The organism is Komarekiella delphini-convector SJRDD-AB1 (genome assembly GCF_014831675.1).
GTDB lineage: Bacteria > Cyanobacteriota > Cyanobacteriia > Cyanobacteriales > Nostocaceae > Komarekiella.
The window spans coordinates 25297-41510 of sequence record NZ_VJXY01000009.1 but is presented as its reverse complement, the minus strand read 5'-3'; the positions used below and the strand labels follow the sequence as shown (position 1 = coordinate 41510).

Genomic DNA, 16214 nt, shown 5'->3' with positions numbered 1-16214 from the left:
TAGGAGTCAGGAGTTAGGAGTCAAGAATTATCTTCCTTATTTTCTGCTGCTCCCCCTGCTCCCCCATCTTCACTATCCAGTTCCCATTGCGTTACCAGCTAAATAAGCTGTTGTCCAAGCACTTTGGAAGTTAAAGCCGCCTGTGACGCCATCAATATCTAATATTTCCCCGGCAAAGTAAAGACCAGGAACTAACTTACTTTCCATTGTTTTGAAGTTAACTTCTTTAAGATTGACGCCACCACAAGTCACAAATTCTTCTTTGAAAGCCCCTTTGCCGCTGATTAAGTATTGCCCTTGAGTGAGTTCTAGCACCAGTTGATTTAATGTTTTGTGAGATAATCCGGCCCAGCGGTCTTCTGTAGTAATACCTGCACGAGCAATGATATATTGCCAGAGACGGTGAGGTAGGTCAACACCGCGATGTAATGCGATCGCCTTTTTTGCCCATTCAGTTTTGACTGCTAAGATTTGTTGTCGAACTTGTTCTTGCGACAAAGAGGGCAGCCAATTGATTAATAATGTTGCTTGGTAGTGGCTGTCATGTAAGATTCTTGCACCCCAAGCCGAAAGCTTCAGGACGGCTGGCCCACTCAAACCCCAGTGAGTAATCAGCAATGGCCCTGTTTGTTCTAATTGGGAATTTCCGCTACCAGATAACCGCAACTGCACAGAGTTAACACTAACTCCAGCCAATGTCCGCAACTTTTGATCGCCAATATTGAAGGTAAATAAAGAAGGGACTGGCGGCTCAATTTGATGACCTAAATCTCTGGCTATTTTATAACCTACAGGACTGCTACCAGTGGCAAGAAGTAAGCGATCGCACTTGATTGTCTCTCCTGATTTCAGGAAAACTTCAAACCCCCCAGACAAGTGTCGTTTCACTGAAATCACGGGTGTACCAGTACGAAGTTCAACCCCAGATGCAACAGTAGCTTTCATCAGACAGTTGACAACCGTTTCGGAATTATCTGTAATCGGAAACATCCGACCATCAGCTTCAATTTTCAGCGGGACTCCGTGAACAGCAAACCAAGTGATTGTATCTTTAGCTTGAAAGCGAGTGAAAGCACCACGCAAAGCTTTTCCGCCTCTGGGGTAATTTTGCACCAACCCCTCTGGTTCAAAGCAAGCGTGAGTGACATTGCAACGCCCTCCTCCAGAAATCCGAACTTTCGCCAGTGGTTGGCGACTGGCTTCGAGTAAAATAACTTGGGCTTGAGGATTGACTTTAGCACAAGCGATCGCACTAAAAAATCCCGCTGCCCCACCACCAATAACTACAATTTGTAACGGCAACAATTTCAAAAATATCTCTTCTATAGCACCTATCTTCTAGGCTAGCTGTTATCTTCACTCATTTGGTTCAAATTCCTCTTTGTCTGCGCCACAAACTGGACATACCCAATCATCTGGTATGCTTTCAAAGGCTGTTCCAGGTGCTATATCGCTATCTGGATCGCCCTCTTCTGGGTCATACACATAGCCACAAACAGTACATATATGGGGTATCATCTTATTTCCCTATAGTAAAATGCATTTACTGTTAACTGTTAACTGTTAACTGTTAACTGTTAAAACCGCCACCATGTTCTTTGGGCATAACTAATAATTCCTACAGCGATCGCTGCTAATATTAATAGCCAAATAATCCCACCTGGAATAAAACTGAGAATACCAAAGCCTCTCAATACCCAAACAGCTATACCAATACCAAGCAACATCCCAAAAATCTGGGTTAATCTGCGATTTAAAGAAGATTGACTCACCTAATTTACCTCTCTACTCATGAGTACAACAAATTGAGTCACAACTTAGCACGGGCTACGCTACGCTCACGGAACTAGGAACTTAGAACTACTAAATGTTATCTACCGTATCAATTACTATAGAACTGATTGCAATTTGATATTTATATAGTGTTTATGTCATTCTAGCTTTGTAAAACTTGGCTTTTCATCATTAAATAAGAGTTAGTAGCAATCTGCTCTCATAAGTTAAGTAAAACCTTGCAATCAGTTATGTTATTAATAGTTGCTCTATGGGTACGCAGAATTTTTTTCACAACAACCCACGATAACGAATAAAAACCAAAATCACCGCCCACGACCCCAATGCGACTTTGACTGCAACCAGGATATTAAGCAAGGGAATGACCCCTCCACTGAAAAGTGCGCCCATTTCTCCGTGTGGTAACTCTACTCCAGCCAGAGTTATAACCGCCAAGACAATGAAAACAAGAACCGAAACTTTTTCCCATGTAGCGGCGTGCCAGCGCTGGTAGATTGCTTGCATTGACTCTGGTGATGAGGTAATCGCAATCAGACCGATCGCCGTTCCGCCTGCCACTCCGGCAGCAAAACCACCGCCTGGACTGAGATGTCCTCGAATAGCTAGTTCGATACTTACCAACGCAGCAATGGTCGCTCCCAAACGCGCCAGCACAATGGATGGTTTATCTGTGAAATGAGAGATCGCGCAGGACGGCCTTTCATTAGCCAGGAGAAAATAAGCACCCATAATCGCAATTGTAAATACCACTACCTCGAAAATAGTGTCATACAAACGATTCCTGAGAATGATCACTGTAACCGCATTGGGTATGCCACCATCTTTGACAATCGATTCAACTATGGAGAAATCCGGTAGGTCTAGTTGTGGATTCGGCAAGATGAGCATTTTTACATATAACGCTATCCCTGCTGCAATGTATACCCATTTCATTTATGCTCCTCCCCTGAATCTAGTGTATTTACGTAGGTGAGAATTGTCGCTGGTGATGCAAGTTCGGTTTGCATAATGTCATAAATGCGTTTCACTCTGATGGCGGTATGATAGGACTGGTTTTCATCCTGGCTTGAATCGGCGTGTTCTGTTCTGACACAGGTTGCATGGATTTCTTTATCCATCAATGCCCGTTGCAAGGCTTGGGTATTCGGGTAGGGAACCAATTCTAGACGCATGTGGCGTTTGCCAAAAATTGTGCGTAAGTCATCTATCAGTTGCTCAAAATGATGTTCAGTGTCATCTGGTAAAGAATCGTCATCTTTGAGCAAGCCAATACGCATAACCAGCGATGAGCGCACTGCGATCGCATAGAGAGTAATTGCCAGCATAGTGCCTACTAATGCTTCGGTCAAAGCAACATCCGGCGCTCCCAAAAGCGTATATACCAATGCCGCCACTGCTCCTAATATGCCGCGAATTACCAAGGCATGGTATGGATTAGCCTGAAATACCACCATACACGCAGCCAACGGCAGCAGCGCGATGATCACATAGACATAGCTATCATTCATAGCCATCCTCGCTACTAGAACAGTAAGCCAACACATACCCTAGCATTGTGTTCCAGATGGCTAAAGAGATAATGGCGAGGATGAGCAACGGCCATTCACTGGGTATTTTCATTAGCAGCCCGATGATAATACTCATTGAGCCGAGGGTATCTGCAACCGAAAGACTATGCAGCTTGAACAATAGCGATCGCTTGCCCAGCAGATGAGAGGTTCCCCAAAACCAAAAGACGAGTCCTACACCTATGCAGGCATAACTGAGAAAGTTAATCATAATTCATTCATTCGTTTGAGTACATGAGCCAGTAACATTAATCCAGCATTCCCTACACTCAGGATGATTACCCCGACAACACCAATCATCCAATCATCACGCAAGACGGATACGACTAGGATCATGAGTGAAGTTTTAGTCGCAATACTGGCAAATGCCAGCATTTTTTGCCAAATATCATCATCCTGCCATGCCTCATACATGGGGATGAGCAATGCCAGAATCATGGCAATCAATACCAAGTTCAGAATCATACGCTGTTCAGTTGATTAATGATGATGCTCTGTGCAAAACTTCAAAAACCCTTCTCTTGTGCTCCTGTGCTCCTGTGCCCTTCTACTTTCCTCCGTTGCACCCGGTGAACTTCGTACCAGCCTTCTTCGTGATATTTCAAAACAATGGTTTTTGGCGTAAAGGTAATCAGGAATATATCTAGGAATATCAGCCCTGGTGTCCGTCGGGCTTTGACTCGTTCCATCGTTATTTCTTCGTGGTTATGCGGACGGAGGATGATTTCAAATGCCTCAATATACGCCTGCGGAATCGCCACTATAATTTCACCCAGCACACGCAGCCAATCTTTTAATGATTGCCTAGCTGTGCGACCACCGGGCAATAGAAGCGCGATGCTAATGCCAATGATGATATTTGCCACACTGAAATTGGCAGTGAGCAAAAACCAGATAGTCAGTCGCAATATAAAATTTAGATGCCCAACCATGCAAATCCCTTCCAGAACAGCAGGAGTAAAATCAGACTCATCACACCGATTAGATGCTCAAATTGCTCAAGTACATGCGGCAGCTTGAGTATTGAGTGTTTAAAAATCAGAAAGTAAGCCAACCAGCCAAGGCCGATGGTTGCCAGGGGTTTGATGATATTCGTAAAGGTATAAGCTTCGTAATAGACAATATTGGCCAAAAACAGCCCACCAATCAACAAGATGACTGCTGCCCAGAAACCAGGTTTTGCATCCGCTTTTCCCCCAAGCGGCAAAAATATGAATTTGGCAAACGATATTGCCGTTCCCAGGGCTGCAATATTCATGGCGATCGCTTGCCAAGGTAATAGATTCTTTGTCGTCAACACCTTCGCCCCAAAGCCGGACAACAAGGGAAAGCCAGAGATCGAGAAGCTAGCTATCACTAGAGCAATCCAGATTGGAGTAGCGATCGGCTGATGTTGCAGCTCCTTCAGGTTTCGACTCGGTAAGACCCCCGCTATTAAAAAGAGCGCCGATTTGACCAGTCCGTGCGTCAGCGCATAAAAACCACCCACGGCCGGGGCAGCGAGGATAAAGCCTAACTGCGAAACCGTGTGAAACGCCAGCATCCGCTTGGTATCCTTTTCAAAGACTGCATAGAAAACTCCTAAAAGCGCCGTCCCAACTCCAAAGATTCTTACTATTGGGTCAACCTCTTCCACCATCAGTGCACACCGCACTAATGGATAGACACCAGCTTTAACCACAACTCCCGACAGCATGGCCGAAACTGGCGTTTCCGATTCAGAGTGAGTCAACGGCAACCATAATCCCGATACAAAAATTCCCCCTTTTGTCAAGAGACCTAGAAAGATCAAAGCAAGTGCTTCTGGAGGTGCGCCGCGCAAACCTGCAAAACCAAACGAATGATGCGCCTGATAGACCAGCACTGCGCCAACCAGATAAAACAGCATTGCCACATTGCTGACAAACAGATAGCGCAAGCCAACCCAAATCGAGCGGTCAGTCCTGGGATAGGCAATCAAGAGAAACGCGGCAATACCACTCACCTCTAACGCCACGTATAAACTGATCAAATCTGAACAGACGAACGCGGCATTGACGCTGCCATGCAAAATGATGGTCTGTGCGTAAAAAAAAGCCGTCTTACCGCTGTGCCAACAGTAGAGGATGACCGCCGCCGTTACCAGCCCATTTGTCAATATAAAGTAGCCGCTTAATTGATCAACTGTTAAGATAACGCCGAAATTATCTAGTAACTGTAATGTTAGTGGCGACTGGTCGAAAAATAGCTGCAACGCATATCCTGCGGAAGCAAAAGCCATGCACAATGCTAGATATCGATCAAGTTTGGGAAGCAAATAAATGCTGAACCCCACAAAAAATGGTAGTGCAATCCAGGTGATGGTAATGGTACTCATGGCATATTGTTCTTCTCGATCTCGCTGCTTTCCAAGGTCGGATTATCCCGTGCCAGTTTCATAACACCGACCAGCATTAAGGCTTGAATCGAAAAGCCGATCACAATCGCCGTTAATATAACCGCTTGAGGAACCGGATCAGCATAAGCACCATTTTTGATGTTGGAAACAATTGGTGTGAACAAGCCATCTCGTGATGCAATCAGCACGTAATAGGCGATAACCCCCGTACTCATCACATCCATAGAGATGATTTTCATAACAAGGTTCTTTTTAAGGATGATGCCGAAAAATCCGCACAATATTGTTGCGAATATGCACGCTTCTAACACAGGAGTTGTCTGTTGGATAAGGGTTGAAGGTAAAAGAGAAAAGAAACAAGACGGGTAAAGGTTAAAGTGATGATAATGGTCGCACACCATTTAACTCGCTTTTTCCCTTACCCTTAATCTTCTCCGTACAAGAAAGTAATTAGCCTATTAAATTGGCTTTTTCTAAAGATTCTTTTTCTTCTGGTGATTGTTTAAATGCAAACCGTAATAAAGGCGGAGCTACGAAGGTTGTTAGAATCACCATAATCACGATCGCAGCTTGCAATGGTTTATCAAGAGTACCACTAGCTGCACCAATTGCCGCAAACACTAACCCAACTTCGCCACGGGGAATCATCCCCACACCAACCGCTAACCGATTAATTCCAGCTTGGCCAAAAACCGACCAACCTGTGACAACTTTACCGAGCATCGCTACCACAATTAAGAAGGCAGCAATAATTAATCCTTCTCGATTTCCTGGAACTAAAGGATTAAGAACACCTAAATCAACTTTCGCGCCAACTGTCACAAAGAAAACTGGTACTAAGATATCAGCAACGGGTTTAACCTGCTCATCTAGCTCTTTGCGTTTATCGGTTTCATCCAAAACTAAGCCAGCCGCAAATGCGCCTAAGATAGCTTCTAAATGAATGGCATTACCCAAAAAAGCCATAAAGAAGGCAAAGATAAATGCTGGAATAATTAAGTTTCCTCGCGTTTGCAATTTATTAGCAATGGCAACAAAACTCTGATTGAAATATTTGCCGAGGAGAATCGAGCCAATGAGAAATACAGTAGCGCTGACAATTAGATAAATCACGTTGAAAATATCAACTTCGCCAGTTTTGGCAAGACTTGCAACTACTGCCAAAACGATGATACCTAAAATGTCATCAATGACAGCTGCACCTACAATAATTTGACCTTCACGAGATTTTAACTGCCCAATTTCTGACAAAACTTTAGAGGTAATCCCAATACTAGTAGCTGTCAGTGCTGCACCTGCAAAAATTGCTGGAATTACTGGGGCATGAAACAATAAAATCAGTCCAACTGTGCCAGCCGCAAAAGGAACAGCTACCCCAACACAAGCAACAATTGTTGCTTGATAACCGACTTTCTGTAATTCTTTTAAGTCTGATTCTAGACCAATTTCAAATAGTAGAATGATTACACCTAGTTCGGCGAGAACGGAAACAACTTCACTCTGAGTTTGAAATATTGACGTGACTGCATCAGGAGTCAGGTTGTTAATAAATTGCAAAATAGTCATGATCATGGAATCGGTAGCCGCTGCACCACTGTCAGGAAATACTACCAAATGGAGAGCAGAAGCACCCACAACCACGCCACCAACTAATTCTCCTAATACAGGAGGCAAGTCCATCATTCTAGATAATTCGCCACCAATTTTACTAGCCAGATAAATGACTACTAAACTTAGTAACACTCCAGTCAGGACAATAGGAGCATATTCAGCCTCATTGGTTGTTGCTAGTAAAGAAGGCTGTAAACCTAGGGGAGGAAAATTTAACCAGGTAAACGAATTAACTATTGGTTCTGAAAAAATCATGTTTTTATTTTTGTTACTGATTTATTTTGAAGTCGAGCCAAAATAATTCGTAATTAATAATGAAATTACGAATTCCTAAACTGCATCATCAAGACTAGCTACAGGGCCAGCACTGGAGGCGATACTGAGTGTTAGCGTTAGAGATAACGAAGCGATCGCAGCAGTTACACCACCGAATAAATCGCCTCGTAAGTTCCTAAAAGAGATAGCATTAGTCAATGGCATACTGGGATTATGGTTACGAACACAGCAAAATAAATTTTGATTTGTAAAAATTGCCAGCTACTTTGAGTAAATTTCATGTTTTATAAGCATGAGAATTCGACTAAGAAAACTTAAATTCTTTGCAAAGCAGCAAACTATAGTACCTTTCTAGATAGTGAGTTGCTGAATACGAATCCCTAATAGAGAAGGCTTACGTCAAAGACAGTTCAAAAATTTGACTACAAAAACTTACAGAAATTGCAAGTTTTATTTATTGTCAACTTTAATGCGGTTAACAACAGTTTACAGCCTTATACGTCCATGTTGTTCATTCACAAGCCTCAATATTAAATAAATATTAAATTGCTTTCATAGATAAAAGGCTATGCTTGTTGACAACTTTGATGGGAATAATTAATAAGATAAAGAAAGGTTATATTAATTATTATTTGCCGCAGCATTGCTAGGTCGCTGTAATAGTTGGAGGCTCCCTTGCGTCTTATCTTGTTGCGCTATTGTTCTATGACTTCCTTGCTTACCGAGAAATTGATACTGTCTCAATGCGTAAGCGCCGCATCATAAGCATGGCAATTGCAAAGTTTGTACCTTGCTTTGGTCTTCATGGTCAAACTGGGCGTGAAATGGGAAGTAAGTAAATTTACTATTTCTCTCTCTTGATGCAATAACGCCTCATTTACCTTACACAAAGCGATAAATCGCTCACTACGTACAAAAATTTTATCTGAGATTTAATTACGTCTATTTACTTACTATTAAATTCACTTAAGCATTTATAGTGTAAATTGTGATAAAAAATACAGTTTTTTAAGTAAATTATCGGAATAATTACCAAAAAATTACAGTTTCCGAAAAATATTATGTCTGGACTGGAATTAAAATTTAAGGGGTTAGAGTAGATCAAGTTTTAATGGCTTGGAGTTTTAACCTTTTTAGGTGGATGGTTGAGGAGTAACTAAAATCAATATGTCTGCGTCTTATATCTCAGAATCAATTATTACAGGTTCGGATATGGCTTGGAATCAAGACAAGCAAAATTTGCTGGTACAGGGTGAAATTTTAGTACAGACGCGATCGCACAAGGCATGGGGTGGTGCGGTAACAGCCTGGATGTATTTGCCGATGGTGCGATCGCAAGTATGGCAGCAATTAACTGATTACCCCCGATGGGTACAATATTTTCCCGACATTACCAAAAGTGAAGTAATGTCTATGTCTAGAGGGGAAGTCAAGCATCTGTACCAAGCAGCGCAAAAAGCTTTTTTCTTTTTCACAGCTCAAGTCGAAATTTACCTCAACGTGGTAGAAGTGCTTGGTCAGCAAATTCAATTTCAAATGGAAAAAGGGACTTTTGAGGATTTTACCGCCAATTTAGAGCTAAAAGATTGCGGTAACGGCACACTACTTGCTTATACTGTGCAAGCTACACCTTTGATCCCAATCCCCTCAGTTTTCATTCAACAAGCAATGAACTTCGAGTTACCTACAAATATGCGTAAAATGCGACAAGTGCTTTGTAAAGGTCAATAACAGCAATGTCACAGGCAAAAGCTATTTTGGAATTTTGGTTTGGTCAGCCTGATGAACTGGGTTACGGCAAACCTCGACAATTTTGGTTTAGCAAAAAACCCGATTGTGATGAGGAACTGCGAACCCGGTTTCTCAAAGATTATCAAAAGGCAGCAGCAGGATATTTAGATGAGTGGATAGATTTACCTGAAACTTGTCTAGCACTGATTCTGCTGTTAGATCAATTCCCCCGAAATATGTTTCGCGACACCCCCGAAGCCTTTGCGACTGACTGGGAAGCACTCTCAGCCGCGCAGCACGCTGTTAAACAGGGTTATGATCGCGAATTATTGCCTGTGCAACGTTGGTTTATCTATTTACCCTTTGAACATAGCGAAAATCCTGATCATCAACGTCAGTGTGTGAAACTGTTTCAAAAACTCAGTGATGACCCTGATAGTGCTAGCGCAATTGAGTACGCATTTCGTCACAGGGAAGTAATTGAGCGTTTTGGGCGCTTTCCTCATCGCAATAGTATTTTGGGACGCCCTTCAACTCCAGAAGAGGAGGAGTTTTTGCAGCAGCCAGGTTCGATATTTTAAGGGAATTTATTACGACAAGACACTTTTACTATTGAGGAAAGCGTCTTTTAAACTCATATTTATTAGCGCTCTTTTTTGCACTTCTGCAACTCAACTAACCATATTGGTGTCAATACTTTTCGGATAAACGTAAGTAAACTACTCTTTTTTAGTTTGGAAAAACCATTTACCTTTCCGCTTTCCCTCTCAACCGAAAAGTATTAATATTGGTGCGTTCCGGTGCAGCGATTTGTTCAGGTGCGACAATGGATAAAATTGAGGATTACTCGTAGCGTGCTTTCTTAGATTTAATTACCTCAATTACATCATCGTGCCTTTGTCCCTCAATAATATCCTTGAGATGAATCTGCCCATTAATGTATTGAACGTGGATGCGCCAGCCTGAAACTTTATTAACATCAGCACGATAAATTGCCTGCTTCACACCTTTTAATTTGTGCAGTCTCGTTTTTGGAAATTTTCTTGTTCTGTGACACTCATTGTCTTGAAGCTCTGCTAAAGCTTCTAGAAAACCAATCTTTAGCTCGTCATCTGGCAAAATTTTCATAGCTTGGTAAATAATGCCATATTCATCGCAGAGAGTAAGGGTTTGTGCCATAAACAAGCTTGCGAGATCTAGACAGTTTCTCGATTGTCTTGAAGTAGCTCTTGATACAAAGACTCTGCTATACCTTTGTATGCTTTATCAATGTCATCGTGTTTGACTGCTCGAAAAAGAGTAAAGATAACTTGCCCAAAAATTGGATCTTCGTCAACTGCCAAAATCACCCTTAATTTTTGAGAAACCCGTAGTGTGTAAAGCGAAGATTCGTAACCATTAAGATCTGACGTCAGGGGGATACGGCGCAGTTTACGATAAACATCAGCTTTTTGAATTGGGAAAAGGCTGGCGCAATCGTTGATCTTTTGAATAGCTGTTGCTTTGTCATCTTCACTCAGCCTAGCAATATCCTGCTCAAAGCCCCTTGTTGACTCAATTAAAACATCCACATTACGAAGCGCAATCTAAATTTAACTGCTTGCCCTCAACTTCTAGCATAATAACACCTTGTCTCCCGGATAAATTCGTGAGAATTTCAAAAAAACGCAAAGACGCACTTTTGCGCCTCTGCGTTTATTGATGAGATTATCTGGAATTAGCTGGTAAACAACTCAACAGGTAAGCGACTAAAAGACAAGCGTTCATTCTCCACATCAACAAAGATGGTGTCGCCGTCGTTAAATTCGCCGCGCAAAATTGCCTTAGCAATCTGAGTTTCTAACTCCCGCTGAATTGCTCGCTTTAGTGGACGCGCTCCAAATACAGGGTCATATCCCACTTCGGCTAAAAAGTCAAGAGCTGCATCAGAAAGTCTCAGAGATATTTTGCGATCGCTAAGTCTTTGTCGCAGTCTCTCCACTTGCAACAGCACAATCTGGCGCAATTCCTTCTTATCCAAGCCGTGGAAAATGATGATTTCGTCAATCCGGTTGAGGAACTCTGGACGGAAGCTATTTCGCATCGCCTCCATCACCCGGCGGCGCATTTCGTCGTAGTGTGCGTTATCCCCGGCGACATCAAGAATGTACTGCGAACCGATGTTACTAGTCATGATAATAATAGCGTTCTTGAAGTCCACTTTATGACCTTGGGCATCAGTAACGCGACCATCATCAAGAATTTGCAGGAAGATATTGAATACATCGGGGTGTGCTTTCTCGATTTCGTCGAAGAGAATCACTGAATAGGGACGACGCCGAATTGCTTCCGTCAATTGTCCGCCTTCTTCGTAACCCACGTATCCTGGAGGCGCACCAATCAGCCGAGAAACAGCGTGTTTCTCCATATACTCCGACATATCAATCCGCACCAGCGCGTCTTCAGTGTCGAACATGTACGCCGCTAGGGCTTTCGCCAATTCGGTTTTACCCACGCCTGTAGGGCCAAGGAAAATAAAGCTAGCGATCGGACGATTAGGGTCAGCCAGTCCAGCACGCGATCGCTGAATTGCATCCGCGACAGCTGTGACTGCTTCATCTTGTCCAATTACTCGGTGATGTAGTTCGTCTTCTAAGTGCAATAGTTTCTCTTTTTCCGATTCCACTAACTTACTAATAGGAATCCCCGTCCACTTAGAGATAATTTCGGCAATATCTGCCTCTGTTACTTCCTCTCGTAACAGTGATTTACCAGTTCTTTGGGCGTTCTCTAGTTCATTTTCTGCTGCTTCTAATTGGCGATACAAACTAGTTAATTTGCCAAATTTTAACTCCGCAGCGCGGTTGAGATCATAGTCACGTTCTGATTGCTGAATCTCTAAATTGACTCGTTCAATCTCTTTTTTAACAGATTGAATTTTGTCGATAATATCCTTTTCTGATTGCCATTGAGCATTTAGTGTTCTTTGTTCTTCTTTAAGATCAGCAATTTCTTTTTCTAGTCTTTCTAAGCGTTCACGAGAAGCTGCATCGCTTTCTTTTTGTAATGATAGCTTCTCCATTTCCAATTGCAGAATCTTACGATCAATTTCGTCAAGTTCTTCTGGTTTGGAAGTAATCTCCATTTTCAGTCTCGCGGCGGCTTCGTCTACCAAATCAATGGCTTTATCTGGTAAGAAGCGATCGCTAATATATCGACTCGACAATATAGCCGCTGCAACTAAAGCACTATCAGAAATCTTCACCCCGTGGTGGTTTTCATAACGTTCTCTCAACCCGCGCAAAATCGAAATAGTATCTTCTACAGTGGGCTGATCTACATAAACTTGCTGGAAGCGTCTTTCCAATGCAGCATCTTTTTCGATGTATTTACGGTATTCATCCAAAGTTGTCGCCCCGATACAGCGCAATTCGCCCCGCGCCAACATTGGTTTTAATAAGTTACCGGCATCCATCGCGCCTTGAGTTGCACCAGCGCCGACAACGGTGTGAATTTCATCGATAAATAAAACGATATTACCGCCAGATTCAGTCACTTCTTTTAATACTGCTTTCAGGCGTTCTTCAAATTCACCCCGGAATTTTGCCCCCGCAATCAAAGCACCCATATCTAAAGCGATGAGCTTACGGTCTTTGAGCGACTGGGGTACATCACCAGCAACGATACGCTGTGCTAGTCCTTCGGCGATCGCAGTTTTACCCACACCTGGTTCACCAATTAGCACAGGATTATTCTTAGTGCGGCGTGACAAAATTTGCACAGTGCGGCGAATCTCATCATCACGCCCAATCACTGGATCAAGTTGACCTTTACGAGCTGCTTCTGTGAGGTCACGCCCATATTTTTCCAGTGCTTCGTATTTGCCTTCTGGATTTTGGTCGGTCACTTTTTGGCTCCCACGAACTTGTTTAATAATATTTTTAAGCTTGCCTTCGTCTAAACCGAATTCTTGGAATAAAGCTTTGCCAAAGCGGTCATCTTTGGCGTAAGCCAGTAATAAATGCTCAATTGAAATATATTCGTCTTTAAATTCCTGACGATAGGCGTCCGCTCGGTCTAGAAGTTTATCTAAACTTCGTCCTAAGTATACAGAACTGCTGCTACCAGATACTTTCGGCTGACGTTGAAGAAATTGTTCAGTCCGATCGCGCAGTTTTTGCAGGTTAATACCTGCTTTTGTCAAAATAACGTTCGCAAGTCCATCTTGTTCCAACAGCGCTTTCAGAAGGTGTTCGCTTTCTATCTGCTGTTGTTGGTATTGTTTGACAATATCCTGGGTGTGAGCGATCGCTTCCCAGGCTTTTTCTGTAAATTGGTTGGGATTAGTAGGTTGCATAGGCTTTCGGAATAAGGAACCACCAAGAGAGCAAGGAAATCAAATTTTTGTTCTCAATGCATATTGTAAGAAGAGGGGAGCGATCGCCTAGATCGGTGTTCACGTCTTGTAAAAGTGGTATTTTCCCGTAGTTCCGATTTCTGCATGTGCGATTACTTGATATATTTCTCGCACTTTTAAGGATACAAAGGATAAACAGAACTTACGCACTCAGATCCCCCAACCCCCTTAAAAAGGGGGCTTTAGAAGTTCCCCCCTTTTTAAGGCTACCGTGTACACACATCTCGTCCAAAACCTCACCCTTGCTTTTAGCGTAGCTAAAATCTTTCCCTCTCCTTAAGTAACTACGGTGTACACACAAATGCGTTCGTCGAAATAGCAAATGCGTTCGCCGAAATAGCAAATGCGTTCGCCGAAATAGCAAATGCGTTCGTCGAAATAGCAAATGAGTTCGTCGAAATAGCAAATGAGTTCGTCGAAATAGCAAATGCGTTCGTCGAAATAGCAAATGCGTTCGTCGAAATAGCAAATGCGTTCGCCGAAATAGCAAATGCGTTCGCCGAAATAGCAAATGAGTTCACCGAAATAGCAATACTGCAAATCTTTGGTGATCAGGTTTTTCCGACTTATGTGTACACCCCTTTTTAAGGGGGGCTAGGGGGGATCTAGGTTTCAGGCTTCAGTGCGTAAGTCCTATAAATTGTTTTTTAAACTAATTTTTGCTAATCCAAATTAAGATTAACGAACTGAACAACACTCATGTATTGTTGGTAAAACTGAGACTTTGCAACAGTTACGACAACCGCCTTGGAATGAATTCCAAGGCTAATAGCTAAAGCCGTCTAAAGACGACTGGTCAAACCAGCCATCTTCAATCATCTCAGTCTGGGGAGAAAATAACCGGCTTTTGGGAACTGGTGAGTCATATTAAGATTCAGTGGAAATACGAGGATTTCAATAATAGAATTTTCGTAAAATACTGTATTGATATTGAAAGTATAATCAATCACGTTTTAATCACGAGCCTAGTTCTCGTAAAATATCCTATTTGCTTACAGCATCGGAGAAGGTCATGATATTTGATAATTTTCGCCGCCAGTTGCGTCAAGAAGCGCAACTATGGCGGGATGAAGGACTTATTGATGCAGATTTTTACCAAGTACTCGCACAAAGATATCAGTTTAATAATCTAGAAACGGCTGCTCGCGATCGCTTTGTTTTTATCTTGATTGCAGTGGGTGCGATATTGCTAGGCTTAGGTGTAATTACTTTTGTAGCTGCAAACTGGCAAGCTTTGAGTAGAGAAGCCAGGTTAATACTACTGTTAAGTTTATTCCTGACAACTAATATTGCTGGTTTTAGCTTGTGGAGACAACCCGTAAGAGGTCGAAAACGTCGTCAACAGGTCTTTGGAGAAGGCTTGCTAATTTTAGGTGCGTTGACGATAGGTGCAAATATGGCGCTGTTGGCGCAGATGTTCCACATTAGCGGTTCAAGTTACGAACTTTTTTTAGGTTGGGGATTGGCTGTTTTGCTAATGGCTTACAGTCTACACTTGACTTCCTTGGGGATGCTTGCCCTGATTTTAGTGCTAATTGGGTATTCAACAGGATTATCCGATTGGTACTCTACACGAAATGAGCTTACCTTGGGGCGGATAGTAATAGAACATATACCCCTAGCTTTAGGTATATTGTTTGTACCTCTAGCTTATCAGTGTCGTTCCCGTTGGATTTTTAGAATTGCCGCGATCGCATTTGTTATATCCTGGCAATTTCATCTTAAATCACTGGAAATATTAACATATACAGATGCTCCACCTTGGATTGCTATAGCCACATTTGTTCTTCCGCCAGCATTATTGTGGAGTTATGATGATTTGCTGTTTGTGCGAGTCTCTTCCAGGCTATTTCAGCCCTTTGCACGGACTCTAACTCTAGCGTTTTTCAGCATTACGTTTTATTTCTTGTCTTTCCGTTGGCTATGGGAAGCTCGAACTGTTGGTTATCAAGCCACTTCCCTCGCAACCTGGCTACCCTTTATTGATGTGGCAATTTTCACAGTTTTAGCTCTGTGGCAATGGTGGCATTTGCTACGCCCAACACGTAACCAAGAACGCCAGGGAATTGATGTAAAAACAATCTTTATTGGTAGTTTGATTGTTATAACTGCCCTATTGATTTTCGTTCATCAAGCTATCACTCCAATTCCAGCCATTCCCATATTTGCGTTTAATGTTCTTTTAGCAGTGTTAGGGTTTGGACTAGTTCGTGAAGCGCTGGAGTTAGGACAACGACAGGCTTTTTGGGGTGGGATATTTTTATTAACACTACAAATTATCAGCCGAATGCTGGAACACGACACCGCCTTACTATTCAAATCTTTTGTTTTTATCTTATGCGGTGTTGCTGTAATTTTTGCCGGCTTGTGGTTTGAACGCTATTTGTCAACTTTACCGGCTTCATCAACTTCTTCAACTCATCGATCATGAGATTAAAACTGGAAAAAACTAGTAATTCAC

The 16214-nt window shown here is 42.5% G+C and carries 18 protein-coding genes; 3 read left to right on the top strand and 15 right to left on the bottom strand.

Going from position 1 to position 16214, the window contains the following annotated elements; all coding sequences use genetic code 11:
* Positions 1-72: 72 nt before the first annotated feature.
* The 12 genes from FNW02_RS10500 to FNW02_RS10445 all read right to left on the bottom strand — a co-directional run bounded on the left by FNW02_RS10500 (position 73) and on the right by FNW02_RS10445 (position 7830).
* The gene (locus FNW02_RS10500) at positions 73-1305 is read right to left on the bottom strand and encodes a BaiN/RdsA family NAD(P)/FAD-dependent oxidoreductase (protein WP_191757624.1); all 1233 of its coding nucleotides are present in this window, start codon (positions 1303-1305) and stop codon (positions 73-75) included.
* 51 nt (positions 1306-1356) lie between these two features.
* Complete coding sequence (rd, locus tag FNW02_RS10495; protein ID WP_191757489.1) at positions 1357-1518, bottom strand: rubredoxin; 162 nt, start codon at positions 1516-1518, stop codon at positions 1357-1359.
* 59 nt (positions 1519-1577) lie between these two features.
* On the bottom strand, positions 1578-1772 hold the full coding sequence (locus tag FNW02_RS10490) for a hypothetical protein (RefSeq protein WP_191757488.1): 195 nt from the start codon (positions 1770-1772) through the stop codon (positions 1578-1580).
* Positions 1773-2064: 292 nt separating this feature from the next.
* Entirely contained in the window at positions 2065-2727 is a 663-nt protein-coding gene (locus FNW02_RS10485; protein ID WP_191757487.1) for a Na(+)/H(+) antiporter subunit B, read from the bottom strand.
* Positions 2724-3302 (bottom strand): DUF4040 domain-containing protein, encoded by a 579-nt coding sequence (locus tag FNW02_RS10480; protein WP_191757486.1) that lies wholly within the window; start codon positions 3300-3302, stop codon positions 2724-2726. Before FNW02_RS10480 ends, FNW02_RS10485 begins: the two co-directional genes overlap by 4 nt.
* Entirely contained in the window at positions 3295-3573 is a 279-nt protein-coding gene (locus FNW02_RS10475) for a monovalent cation/H(+) antiporter subunit G (RefSeq protein ID WP_191757485.1), read from the bottom strand. Before FNW02_RS10475 ends, FNW02_RS10480 begins: the two co-directional genes overlap by 8 nt.
* Positions 3570-3827 carry a hypothetical protein gene (locus tag FNW02_RS10470; RefSeq protein WP_191757484.1) on the bottom strand — a complete coding sequence of 86 codons (258 nt, stop codon included), beginning with the start codon at positions 3825-3827 and terminating at the stop codon, positions 3570-3572. The genes FNW02_RS10475 and FNW02_RS10470 overlap by 4 nt, the downstream gene beginning before the upstream one ends.
* A 41-nt stretch (positions 3828-3868) precedes the next feature.
* The gene (locus FNW02_RS10465) at positions 3869-4294 is read right to left on the bottom strand and encodes a Na+/H+ antiporter subunit E (RefSeq protein WP_191757483.1); all 426 of its coding nucleotides are present in this window, start codon (positions 4292-4294) and stop codon (positions 3869-3871) included.
* The gene (locus FNW02_RS10460) at positions 4279-5718 is read right to left on the bottom strand and encodes a cation:proton antiporter (RefSeq protein ID WP_191757482.1); all 1440 of its coding nucleotides are present in this window, start codon (positions 5716-5718) and stop codon (positions 4279-4281) included. Before FNW02_RS10460 ends, FNW02_RS10465 begins: the two co-directional genes overlap by 16 nt.
* Complete coding sequence (locus FNW02_RS10455) at positions 5715-6050, bottom strand: NADH-quinone oxidoreductase subunit K (protein ID WP_191757623.1); 336 nt, start codon at positions 6048-6050, stop codon at positions 5715-5717. Before FNW02_RS10455 ends, FNW02_RS10460 begins: the two co-directional genes overlap by 4 nt.
* A gap of 139 nt (positions 6051-6189) precedes the next feature.
* Positions 6190-7605 (bottom strand): cation:proton antiporter, encoded by a 1416-nt coding sequence (locus tag FNW02_RS10450; protein WP_191757481.1) that lies wholly within the window; start codon positions 7603-7605, stop codon positions 6190-6192.
* Between the two features lie 75 nt (positions 7606-7680).
* The gene (locus tag FNW02_RS10445) at positions 7681-7830 is read right to left on the bottom strand and encodes a hypothetical protein (RefSeq protein ID WP_191757480.1); all 150 of its coding nucleotides are present in this window, start codon (positions 7828-7830) and stop codon (positions 7681-7683) included.
* 963 nt (positions 7831-8793) lie between these two features.
* On the opposite strand from FNW02_RS10445, the gene FNW02_RS10440 reads away from it, so the two are divergent.
* Together FNW02_RS10440 and FNW02_RS10435 are read left to right on the top strand one after the other, a co-directional pair.
* Positions 8794-9357, top strand: coding sequence for an SRPBCC family protein (locus FNW02_RS10440; RefSeq protein ID WP_191757479.1), 564 nt, complete (start codon positions 8794-8796; stop codon positions 9355-9357).
* 5 nt (positions 9358-9362) lie between these two features.
* On the top strand, positions 9363-9938 hold the full coding sequence (locus FNW02_RS10435; protein ID WP_191757478.1) for a DUF924 family protein: 576 nt from the start codon (positions 9363-9365) through the stop codon (positions 9936-9938).
* Between the two features lie 262 nt (positions 9939-10200).
* On the opposite strand, the gene FNW02_RS10430 is transcribed toward FNW02_RS10435, so the two are convergent.
* From FNW02_RS10430 to clpB, 3 genes are all read right to left on the bottom strand, one after another.
* Positions 10201-10536, bottom strand: coding sequence for a hypothetical protein (locus tag FNW02_RS10430; protein WP_191757477.1), 336 nt, complete (start codon positions 10534-10536; stop codon positions 10201-10203).
* Positions 10537-10553: 17 nt separating this feature from the next.
* On the bottom strand, positions 10554-10928 hold the full coding sequence (locus FNW02_RS10425; protein WP_191757476.1) for a hypothetical protein: 375 nt from the start codon (positions 10926-10928) through the stop codon (positions 10554-10556).
* Positions 10929-11074: 146 nt separating this feature from the next.
* Positions 11075-13693 (bottom strand): ATP-dependent chaperone ClpB, encoded by a 2619-nt coding sequence (gene clpB, locus FNW02_RS10420; protein ID WP_191757475.1) that lies wholly within the window; start codon positions 13691-13693, stop codon positions 11075-11077.
* A gap of 1072 nt (positions 13694-14765) precedes the next feature.
* On the opposite strand from clpB, the gene FNW02_RS10415 reads away from it, so the two are divergent.
* Positions 14766-16184: a DUF2157 domain-containing protein gene (locus FNW02_RS10415; RefSeq protein WP_191757474.1), complete on the top strand. Its 1419-nt coding sequence runs from the start codon at positions 14766-14768 to the stop codon at positions 16182-16184.
* Positions 16185-16214 lie beyond the last annotated feature (30 nt).